Annotated in this window: 8 protein-coding genes; 6 read left to right on the forward strand and 2 right to left on the reverse strand. The window is 47.6% G+C overall.

Annotated features, from left to right (window positions below):
• Positions 1-448 (reverse strand): hypothetical protein (locus tag PHI12_11945; GenBank protein ID MDD5511503.1); only part of this gene is annotated, 448 nt, incomplete at its 3' end.
• Positions 449-662: 214 nt separating this feature from the next.
• Positions 663-1,460, reverse strand: coding sequence for a hypothetical protein (locus PHI12_11950; GenBank protein MDD5511504.1), 798 nt, complete (start codon positions 1,458-1,460; stop codon positions 663-665).
• Positions 1,461-1,835: 375 nt separating this feature from the next.
• Here PHI12_11950 and PHI12_11955 point away from each other — a divergent pair, with 375 nt between their 5' ends.
• The 6 genes from PHI12_11955 (at position 1,836) to PHI12_11980 (ending at position 9,724) form a co-directional block, all read left to right on the forward strand.
• Positions 1,836-4,487, forward strand: a complete 2,652-nt coding sequence (locus PHI12_11955; GenBank protein MDD5511505.1) for a PEP/pyruvate-binding domain-containing protein — start codon at positions 1,836-1,838, stop codon at positions 4,485-4,487.
• Positions 4,484-6,160: an FMN-binding glutamate synthase family protein gene (locus PHI12_11960; protein ID MDD5511506.1), complete on the forward strand. Its 1,677-nt coding sequence runs from the start codon at positions 4,484-4,486 to the stop codon at positions 6,158-6,160. The genes PHI12_11955 and PHI12_11960 overlap by 4 nt, the downstream gene beginning before the upstream one ends.
• Positions 6,161-6,326: 166 nt before the next feature.
• Positions 6,327-7,322 carry an NrpR regulatory domain-containing protein gene (locus PHI12_11965; protein MDD5511507.1) on the forward strand — a complete coding sequence of 332 codons (996 nt, stop codon included), beginning with the start codon at positions 6,327-6,329 and terminating at the stop codon, positions 7,320-7,322.
• Entirely contained in the window at positions 7,322-8,095 is a 774-nt protein-coding gene (gene hisF / locus PHI12_11970; GenBank protein ID MDD5511508.1) for an imidazole glycerol phosphate synthase subunit HisF, read from the forward strand. The genes PHI12_11965 and hisF overlap by 1 nt, the downstream gene beginning before the upstream one ends.
• Positions 8,096-8,195: 100 nt before the next feature.
• Positions 8,196-9,443: a Glu/Leu/Phe/Val dehydrogenase gene (locus PHI12_11975; protein MDD5511509.1), complete on the forward strand. Its 1,248-nt coding sequence runs from the start codon at positions 8,196-8,198 to the stop codon at positions 9,441-9,443.
• A gap of 41 nt (positions 9,444-9,484) precedes the next feature.
• A complete protein-coding gene (locus PHI12_11980) occupies positions 9,485-9,724 on the forward strand; it encodes a hypothetical protein (protein MDD5511510.1) in 240 nt (79 codons plus the stop codon).
• Positions 9,725-9,978: the final 254 nt, after the last annotated feature.

Here is a 9,978-nt window from a genome sequence, read left to right on the forward strand (position 1 = left end):
CACGGTGTATCAGGACTTCTCCCTCATCACCGTCAACGTCAAGGCTTTCCACCGCCAGCCGGTAACCATCGGCACTGACCAGCGTCAATTTGCCGTCTTTCACCCGCATCAGGACACATTGTAAAACAGGGCGATTGTCCTCGGTGGCGGTAAACGGCAATACCCTTGACAGGGCTTCCGCCAGTTCAATTGCGCCGAGATTGGGGCTGACAGTATTGCGGGGACTGACACGGACATCGCACATGGTGAGCGGGGTTTTATCCCCTATCCATGCCATGTCCTCAAGGTGGCTGATGTTAGCTCCACAGATGACCTTCAGCCTCTTGCCGGTGACCTGCGTCTCGCTAGCATCACCGTTGGCGGGTATCACCTTGACGATGTTTGACCCGCCGAGTGCTTTCAGGTAACCGAGTAAGCCTTTCCGCCCGATGGTGAAGTCCAAGAGCATCACCCTTTCGGCTAATGCCCTTGACAGGGCGTTGACCAGTACCGCCTTGTGCGTTACGAAGCCTGAACCTGAACGCTTGCCCTCAATATTCAGTTGTTCTATTTGACTAACCCCCTTTTGGCTATCCGGTCAGTGGGCAAGGCTACCGGCTTCACCGAGTAGTAAGCTGTCCGGTAACCCGCAACTCGCTGGCATTACCGGTGCTCCCACTATATTAGTTGCGGATTGCAGGGCTAATTGCGACATCCTGAAACAGTCTTTTTTGTTCCCGTTGCCGGAAACGTTCAATATACTTTTGTTCCGCCTTCTCAAGCGGTGTTCCTTCCATACGTTTGAAAGCTATGTTAATAAGTCGGTCAGGACAGCCTAGCAGGAATGTTTTGGCATCTGCCCAGGCTTCCAGGTCTAGGGCTTTATCATCGGCAATCAGGTTGCCCAGGTCGGTTGTGTTGCCTTCGGCGTCTATCACCGGCTTGTCAAGGCTCTCAAGGCTGATAGCTTTGGGGCAATTGCCATATAGATAGTTCTCTTTACAAACTCGGCGTTGCGCCTTGCTACAGTTACCGCAGGTCAAGCCGTTGGTATATTTGTAATGACTTCGCCAGTAAAGGGCGACTGTCCGGCTGGCAATCCGGTACATTCCGGCTTCGGTGAAGGGCTTGTGTCCGTTGTTACGCTCCACATCGGCAAGGGTCATTATTATATCGTGGAGCACGTCTCCCTTGTCCTGTTCCCTTACCTTACCGGAAAATCGGGAAGCTATGCGGTAGTAGGTCAGGTATTCGCCGGTGAGCTGGTCGTATCCGTTGCCGGACACGACTTGTTTTCTTTGCTGTCTTGACCTAGACTTCAGGTGGCGGGGCTTTGACGTGGCGATTATACAGCTTGCCGGCTTATGGCACCACGGGCAAACGCCCTGCCTCTCTTTGAGCATCCAGACCTTATGACACCGGTTACAATAGCCTTGTGGTACGTTTCCGCCGTCTGGTGCTACAGCTACGCTTGAACTCATATTACCCCCTTTCAAAGAGGGCAAGCGTTCACGTTGAGGCTTCTCATATTCAGTTGTTAAAGTGCATGTTTCTCGCTTCATCATCCAACAAAAAGTCAAATTGAGATATATCAAGAAAGCGCTATATTATCTCTCTCCGGGAGGGGTAATCGGGAAAAACAAAATAAATAAAGAAGACTCTCAGACGGTAGTCTTAGAATATACATGATCGAGCAATTAGCCGAGGTTATTATTTAAACATCTCAGCTATCCTTTCGTGATAAAAAAATAAAAAAATCTATCGATGCCATTGACAAATAGAGAAACTCGTGATAAAATACGGTATATGGTTACCGTTAACCAAGTGCCGTATAATAAGTATTAGGTGCCGTAGAGATGGATACTCAAGGCATAATTGCCGAAAAAATACAAAGTGGTCTACCCCCGCTTGATCAACTTCTACAAGGGTTGCGTTTTGGGGATAATGTAGTCTGGCAGGTTGACCGTCTCGAAGACTATCCCTACTTTGCGAAGCCGTTTGTTGAGCAAGCGATTAAAGATGGCTTTGACTGCATTTACTTACGCTTCGCTTCCCATACCGCAATTCTTGAGCCACAACCAGGTCTAACGATTATAAAAGTTAACCCTGTACCTGGGTTCGACTATTTCACCGGTGAGGTGCATCGAATAATCGAGGAACGCGGAGGAAAGGCTTTTTACATATTTGATAACCTTTCTGATTTAGTGGATGAGTGGGCTACTGATGAACTGTTGGCTAACTTCTTTCAGATAACCTGTCCTTATCTTTTTAAAGTAGATGCCGTGGCATACTTTGCTCTTAGGCGTGGACAGCATGGGCACAATGCCATAGCCCGCATACGTGATACTACTCAGGTACTAATTGATGTTTACCACGTCGGTGGTAATACTTACGTCCAGCCATTAAAAGCGTCGGATCGTTATTCCCAACAAATGTTTTTACCTCACCTAATCACTGCTGATGGTTGGGAATCTGTCTCGAGTAGTGGTGATGCAGCAAAGATATTGTCAACTGCCATCAAAAGGCCGGTTAATGTTAGCTCTGAGTCAATCGCCCCGTGGGATACCGTGTATCGTAAGCTGCTACAAGACACTGATGATACGCTGGCGCTAAAGGAAGAACTATCACGAATGATGATTGGTAATCATAAGAAGCTGGTACAACTATCCGATCGCTATCTAACATTGGATGATCTGCTACAGGTACGAGACCGCCTTATTGGTTCAGGGCGAATCGGTGGAAAAGCAGCCGGCATGCTGCTGGCAAGGAGTGTTCTGTTTTCAGAGAAAGGTCGGACTGACTTTTCGCAGGTGTTGGAAGAACATGACTCCTTTTATGTAGGCTCAGACGTCTTCTTTACCTTCCTGGTGAACAATGATCTCTTCCAACTTAGGCTGGAACTAACAAAAACAGGCAGGATATCGCGGGATGAATTCGACAAATTAGAACAAAGATTTCTTGAAGGCAAGTTCGCAGAAGAAACGATGGAACAGTTCCGGGGCATGATTGATTACTACGGGCAGGCGCCCATAATTGTCCGCTCGTCAAGTCTTCTTGAGGATGGTTTTACGGATGCCTTTGCTGGTAAGTATCGGAGTGAGTTCTGCGCTAACCAGGGAAGCCCTGAAGAACGTTTAGAGGCGTTCTTAAAGGCAATCAAACTGGTTTATGCGAGTGCCTTAAACCCCGATGCTCTCGCCTATCGTCATAGGCGGGGATTGGGTGAAGGCGACGAACAGATGGCAATCCTCGTACAGCGGGTCTCCGGTATACCTTACAAGCAATACTTCTTCCCGAGCCTGGCTGGGGTGGCCTTTTCCCGCAATCTGTATGCTTGGACCGACCGCATTGACCCCCAAAAAGGCATGATAAGACTGGTGTTCGGTCTGGGAACTCGGGCTGTTAACCGCGTCAGTGGCGATTATCCCAGAATGATAGCTGTGAGCCATCCCCAAATCAGGCCTGAGACTGGCATGGAAGTAGCCAAGTACTCCCAACGGATGGTGGACGTTCTCAATCTTGAAGATAATGCCCTTGTGACTAAACCTTTCGTTGAAGTCATTGAGGGAGATAAATACCCTATTCTAAACTTGCTGACATCCGAAATGGCCGATGGTTACCTGCGTGACTGGTTTGTGACCTCACCGGGCAGCTCGGGTAAGAACTTGATCTTAACCTTTAACAATCTAATAAATCAAACTGCGCTGGTCAATATAATTGGGGAGATGATAAGCAAGCTGGAAAAAGCCTGGGGGCAGCCGGTAGATATTGAATTTACAGCCTATATCGACAGTGAGAAAAAAGTGAGGGTCAACTTGCTGCAATGTCGAACATTACGCGTGCCTACGCTAGTGGGCACAAGGGTTAGTATCCCAGAGAAACTGGAAAGAGAGCGTGTTCTTTTCCGCTCTAGTCGGGCGATAAATGCAGGGATGGTTGACGATATCGGCTACATTATCTACATTGACCCGAAGAAATATGCTGAAGTGGCGACAATAGATGATAAGAAGACTTTGGGACGAGTGATTGGCAAGTTGAACAATCACCTGCGTCAGAAGGGGCACAAGGTCATGATGATGGGGCCAGGACGATGGGGTAGTAATAATATCGAGCTTGGTGTGAATGTAGGCTATGCAGACATTGATAACACCGCCGTCCTGGTAGAAGTTGCCCGTGAAAAGGCTGGCCACACCCCGGAAGTCTCCTACGGCACCCACTTCTTTCAAGATTTAGTCGAGTCTAACATACTTTACCTTCCAGTTTATCCCGACGAAGCTGCTGCTGATTTTAACACCGAGTTCTTTTCCCAGTCACCTAATCTACTAAAGAACTTAATGCCAGAACTAAGCAATTTTGACAACATTGTTCACCTGATTGACGTGCCAATAGCTACAGATGGCGCTTTAGCTAAAGTCATAGTTAGCCCGCAGACTCGTAAGGCCATCTGCTTCTTGGATAGAAGCGTAGTATCGAATACTAATAATGGAAAGAGAGGGAAAGGAAAATGAATCTGCAAAGACCAAACTCTGATGAGGCTACAAGGACTGCCAACCGCTCCCGAAGCGTATCACCTGCAAGCGGCATATGCTCACGGTGTATCGATGGGTGTACCGGAAACTGCGAAGTGTTCAAGGCAACCTTTCGCAGCAGGGAGCTGCTCTATCCTGGACCCTTCGGTGATATTACCGCCGGCGGAGACAAGGACTATCCTGTTGATTATTCACACTTAAATATACAGGGGTATGCCTTGGGAGCCAAGGGCTTACCAGATAATGTTGCCGGGGACTCGGATTCCGCTATTTTCCCGGCAGTAAAAACTGAGACTGAGTATGGTTGGGATAAGAAGGTCAGGATGTGCCTGCCGGTATTTACCGGTGCCCTCGGTTCTACCGAGATTGCCCGCAAGAACTGGGAGCACTTCGCTGTTGGCGCTGCCCTTAGCGGTATAACGCTTGTCTGCGGCGAAAATGTGTGTGGCATTGACCCTCAGCTTGAATTGGATAGTCATGGCAAGATTACTTCCGCGCCGGATATGGACCGCCGCATTGAAATCTATCGGCGTTATCACCGTGGGTATGGTGAAATTCTGGTGCAAATGAATGTTGAGGATACTAGGTTGGGGGTAGCTGAGTATGTAAGCCAGAAGCACGGGCTGGATACCATTGAGCTAAAATGGGGGCAAGGCGCTAAATGTATCGGTGGTGAGATTAAGGTTAATAGCCTAGAGCGGGCCCTGGAGCTGCAAAGACGCGGTTATATCGTCACCCCTGATCCTTCACACCCCCTCAGCCAGGCAAGTTTTAAGGATGGCTCACTGAAAGAATTTGAGCGTCACAGCCGCCTCGGCTTCATTGATGAAGAAAGCTTCTATGCCGAAATAGAGCGATTAAGGAATCTGGGCTTTAAGCGTATTACCTTGAAAACGGGAGCCTATGGTCTACGTGAATTGGCCATGGCGATAAGATGGGGCTCAAGAGCAAAAATTGACCTGTTGACCATAGATGGTGCTGGCGGTGGTACCGGAATGAGTCCCTGGCGCATGATGGAGGAATGGGGTATGCCCAGTCTCTATCTTCATGCCGCTGCTTATGATTTCTGTGAGAGACTGGCTAACCGGGGTGAGCGGGTACCCGATATCGCCTTTGGTGGCGGATTCAGCAGCGAGGATGGTGTTTTCAAGGCGCTGGCTCTGGGTGCACCCTTTACCAAAGCGGTATGCATGGGTCGGGCGCTTATGATCCCGGGCATGGTGGGGAAGAACATTGCGCTATGGCTTAAGGATGGCAAGTTGCCCAATACCGTTAGCCAGTTCGGGTCAACACCGGAGGAAATATTTGTCTGTTACGAAGAGATTAAGGATTTAGTCGGCCCTGAAGAAATGAAGAATATCCCACTCGGTGCTTTAGGCATATATAGCTACAGTGAAAAGCTGCGGGTAGGCCTCCAGCAGATAATGGCCGGAGCCAGGTGTTTCAGCTTGCCGGCAATCAGCCGTAACGACCTTATGTCACTAACCGATGAGTGTGCCAGGGTCACTAGCATACCTTACCTGATGAATGCCTATAGAGAAGAGGCGATAGATATTCTAGAGGATCGTTATAACGGGCATAGTGACCGCGATGCCATAGGTTCGCTGCTTAGCTATATGGGAACTTCTCGCAGGGTTAGAACATATGAATAATTATCATACCTAAAATTTTTTAACTACCTCAAAGTATGACGGGGCACCTCAGGTGCCCCGTCATACTTTGTACGCACTGTCTAGCGGTATATGGACAGTTTGACAGTGCGTTCTGATTTTCTCTATAATTATTTCGGCAGACGGTTGCCACTCGCCGGAGGTTCTAATGGGGTTTGAAACTCAAGATGTTGAGCGTAAAGTGTTGGCGATCCTAAATGCGTTAGGAGACTCCCAAGAAGCGGTAGGGTCTACGATTATTGCCAAGCGGTTGAAGGGCATGGGTATTGAACTCAGCGAACGGGCTGTAAGATATCATCTCAGGCTTATGGACGAAAGGGGATTCACCCGCCTTCTAGGTAGAAGAGATGGCAGAATAATAACAGAGCTCGGGCAAAATGAGCTAAAAAAGGCCATGGTTACCCACAAAGTGGGTTTTGCTTTATCAAGGATTGAGGTGCTTGCCTTCCGAACCGATATTGACTTGGATAAACGTATTGGTCACATACCAGCCAACGTCTCTTTTTTCCGAAAGGAAGATTTCAATAAGGCAATGAAGATAATGAAGCCCATTTTCCAAGCGGGGCTTTGCGTTAGTGACTTGGTGGCGGTAGCCAGTGAGGGACAATCTATAGGTGATCTCGTAGTTCCCGAAGGTGAAGTAGCCTTGGCTACAGTTTGCAGTATCGTGGTTAATGGCACTTTATTAAAAGCCGGTGTACCAATCGACTCAAAATTCGGTGGCATATTGCAGATAAGAAATCGTAACCCCCTCCGTTTTATTGAAATCATTCACTACGCCGGCAGTTCTCTTGATCCTACAGAGATATTCATCAGAGCTAATATGACATCTGTTATCGAGACAGCCAAAGATGGAAACGGTGAGATATTGGCAAACTATCGGGAGATACCTGCTATCTGCAGACCTCTGGCTGAAGAAGTAGTAGCCAAACTTAAGGATGCCGGCATCGGAGGTATCCTGTTAATGGGAAACGTTAGTGAGCCGGTTTGCGAAATCCCTATAGAAATAAACCAGGTAGGAGTTATTCTAATCGGCGGTTTGAATCCAGTAGCGGCGGCTGCGGAGGCAGGAATAATTAGTGAAAGCCATGCAATGAGTACTATCATAGACTATCAGACTCTGGTGAAAGTCACTGAGGTTTAATGATGAAAGAAATCAGAATAATACCCTGTCTTGATATAAAGGACGGAAGAGTAGTCAAGGGAGTAAATTTTACCAATCTACGTGACGCACGCGACCCAGTGGAGGCGGCCACAGCTTATTGCCAGGAGGGGGCTGATGAACTCGTTTTCCTTGACATCTTCGCTACCGTGCAGAACCGAAAGACAAGGTTGGAATGGGTGAAGAGAGTGGCCGACGTGGTTACGGTACCGTTTGCCGTGGGCGGTGGCATTGCCAGCATAGACGATATGAACAGCCTGTTCGATATAGGTGTCAATAAAGTCTCGATTAACACGGCAGCAGTCAGGAACCCACAGCTAGTAAAAGATGCTTCTAAGAAATTCGGCAGCGATAAGCTGGTTGTGGCTGTCGACGGTCGGAAAAATCCGCCGGGAGGCAAATTGCCCAGGCTGGAGGTCGTGGTCAGAAGCGGTGAAGAGGGCGCCGGCATTGATATCATAGAGTGGGCGAAGAAGGTAGAAGACTTGGGGGCTGGTGAGATTCTTCTTACCAGCAAGGATGCCGACGGCACTAAAGTCGGCTACGATATTGAGATGACCAGTGCGGTAGCAGAGGCAGTAAAAATACCAGTTATAGCTTCTGGAGGCGCCGGTACGCTGGAGCATCTCTATGAAGCTGTCACAATTGGAAAGGCATCAGCAGTATTGGCCGCTTCGATATTTCACTTTGGGGAAATACGGATAACAGCAGCCAAGGCGTACCTCAAGAGTAAAGGAATAAAAATAAAAGACTAGCTGAGGTATTATTTTCATTACTACTAAAGATAATCGAATATTAGGTAATAGAAACAAAGAAGATATTTCTTAACGATAATGTAGAAGGAGAAGGAAAAATATGACAGGCATCAATCCATTTGAAGTCGCAAAGCGTCAGATAGACGCTTGCGCAGATATTCTAAAACTATCTCCCAATGTGACAGCAATGCTAAAGGCCCCGATGCGGGAACTCCATGTAGCGCTCCCCGTAAGAATGGATGATGGCTCTGTCAAAGTATTCCAGGGATTTAGGGTCCAGTATAATGATGCCAAAGGGCCTACTAAAGGTGGCATCAGATTCCATCCTGATGAAACTATCGATACTGTCCGCGCACTAGCCTCGTGGATGACATGGAAATGCGCTCTGCTTGATTTGCCGCTTGGAGGAGGAAAAGGCGGTGTTATCTGCAACCCTAAGGAAATGTCCCCTGGCGAACTTGAGCGTTTAAGCAGAGCTTATATGCGGGCAGTATTCCAGTTCGTAGGGCCGGAAAGAGATATTCCGGCACCAGACGTATACACAACTCCCCAGATCATGGCATGGATGATGGATGAGTATTCAGTTATTTCAGGAAAGCCCCAGTTTGGGGTTATTACGGGTAAGCCGCTATCTATAGGCGGATCTCCCGGGCGAGGTGATGCTACAGCCCGAGGCGGTATGTTTACTATCCGTGAAGCCGCTAAGACACTTGGTATTGATTTGAGCAAGGCTAAAGTGGCTGTGCAAGGCTATGGAAATGCCGGTTACCATGCGGCACGACTATGCAGCGAGCTTTTCGGATCATCAATTGCAGCTTTATGTGACAGTAAAGGTGGAGTCTGCTGCACAACTGGGGTTGATTTTGCGGCAGCTTATACCTGTAAGAATCAGACTGGCTCAGTGTGTAATTTGCCGGGTATGGAGCCTATTTCAAACGAGGAACTCCTGGAACTCGACGTAGATATTCTTATTCCAGCAGCTATAGAAAATATCATAACCGAAAAAAATGCCGGGAAAATTAAAGCAAAGATTATTGCTGAGTTAGCCAACGGACCAACTACCCCGGAAGCCGATGATATTTTATATAAAAATGGAGTGCATGTGATACCAGATTTCCTGTGTAACGCCGGTGGTGTTACTGTCTCATATTTTGAGATGGTACAGAATTTCTATATGTATACATGGGAAGAGGCAGAAGTTTATGAGCGTCTAGACAAAAAGATGACTGCGGCATATCATTCAGTATTGAATACCAGCCAGGAATACAAGATAAACATGCGACAGGCAGCGTATGTGCGGGCTGTTGAGCGTGTAGTGGAAGCGATGAAGCTTCGTGGCTGGGTCTAGCCTAATATTAAGTAAAAAATGTAGGTGAGTAGACTATGCTTATGGAAAATACAGAGCGCCCCTCAGACAAGCCATTATCACCAGAGAAGGAACTGATGCATTTCAAAGCGGTAGTCAGGAGTGTAATGCTTGATGCTTCTAAGGTTCTTGCCAATATAGAACTTCTTGTTCACGGAACGGAAGTAGAAGAGCAGATGTCTTTATTGGATCATTACCTGGATTATACACGAAGACTATGCGAAAGAAACGTCCCGAAAGTTGGTGATAAAGAAACAGAGTAATAATAAGATATTATTAACCAAAAGGGGGAAAATAGAGAATGACTTGGGAAATCCAAGTCATTCTTCTTTGGCTACATTAACTCATTTAGTTAACCACGAAGAAATCTTCTCTCGACAGATTACCTGTATAACTCACCATGAGCCTGGGCTCACAACCCGGAGGTGAAAACTCTTGCCCCACCCGTGCTCCTGTGCCATGCTTCGAAGAAAGATCAAAGGAGGACGCATGGCAACCAAGGTTCGGGAAGTCGCAT

The sequence above is a fragment of the Dehalococcoidales bacterium genome, from assembly GCA_028716225.1.
In the GTDB taxonomy this organism is placed as follows: Bacteria; Chloroflexota; Dehalococcoidia; order Dehalococcoidales; family UBA5760; genus UBA5760.

What these genes read in the sequence shown, in the direction of transcription:
- PHI12_11950 (MDD5511504.1), bottom strand. Translation starts at nt 1,460, where the DNA reads ATGAGTTCAAGCGTAGCTGTAGCACCAGACGGCGGAAACGTACCACAA.
- PHI12_11955 (MDD5511505.1), top strand. Translation starts at nt 1,836, where the DNA reads ATGGATACTCAAGGCATAATTGCCGAAAAAATACAAAGTGGTCTACCC.
- PHI12_11960 (MDD5511506.1), top strand. Translation starts at nt 4,484, where the DNA reads ATGAATCTGCAAAGACCAAACTCTGATGAGGCTACAAGGACTGCCAAC.
- PHI12_11965 (MDD5511507.1), top strand. Translation starts at nt 6,327, where the DNA reads ATGGGGTTTGAAACTCAAGATGTTGAGCGTAAAGTGTTGGCGATCCTA.
- hisF (MDD5511508.1), top strand. Translation starts at nt 7,322, where the DNA reads ATGATGAAAGAAATCAGAATAATACCCTGTCTTGATATAAAGGACGGA.
- PHI12_11975 (MDD5511509.1), top strand. Translation starts at nt 8,196, where the DNA reads ATGACAGGCATCAATCCATTTGAAGTCGCAAAGCGTCAGATAGACGCT.
- PHI12_11980 (MDD5511510.1), top strand. Translation starts at nt 9,485, where the DNA reads ATGGAAAATACAGAGCGCCCCTCAGACAAGCCATTATCACCAGAGAAG.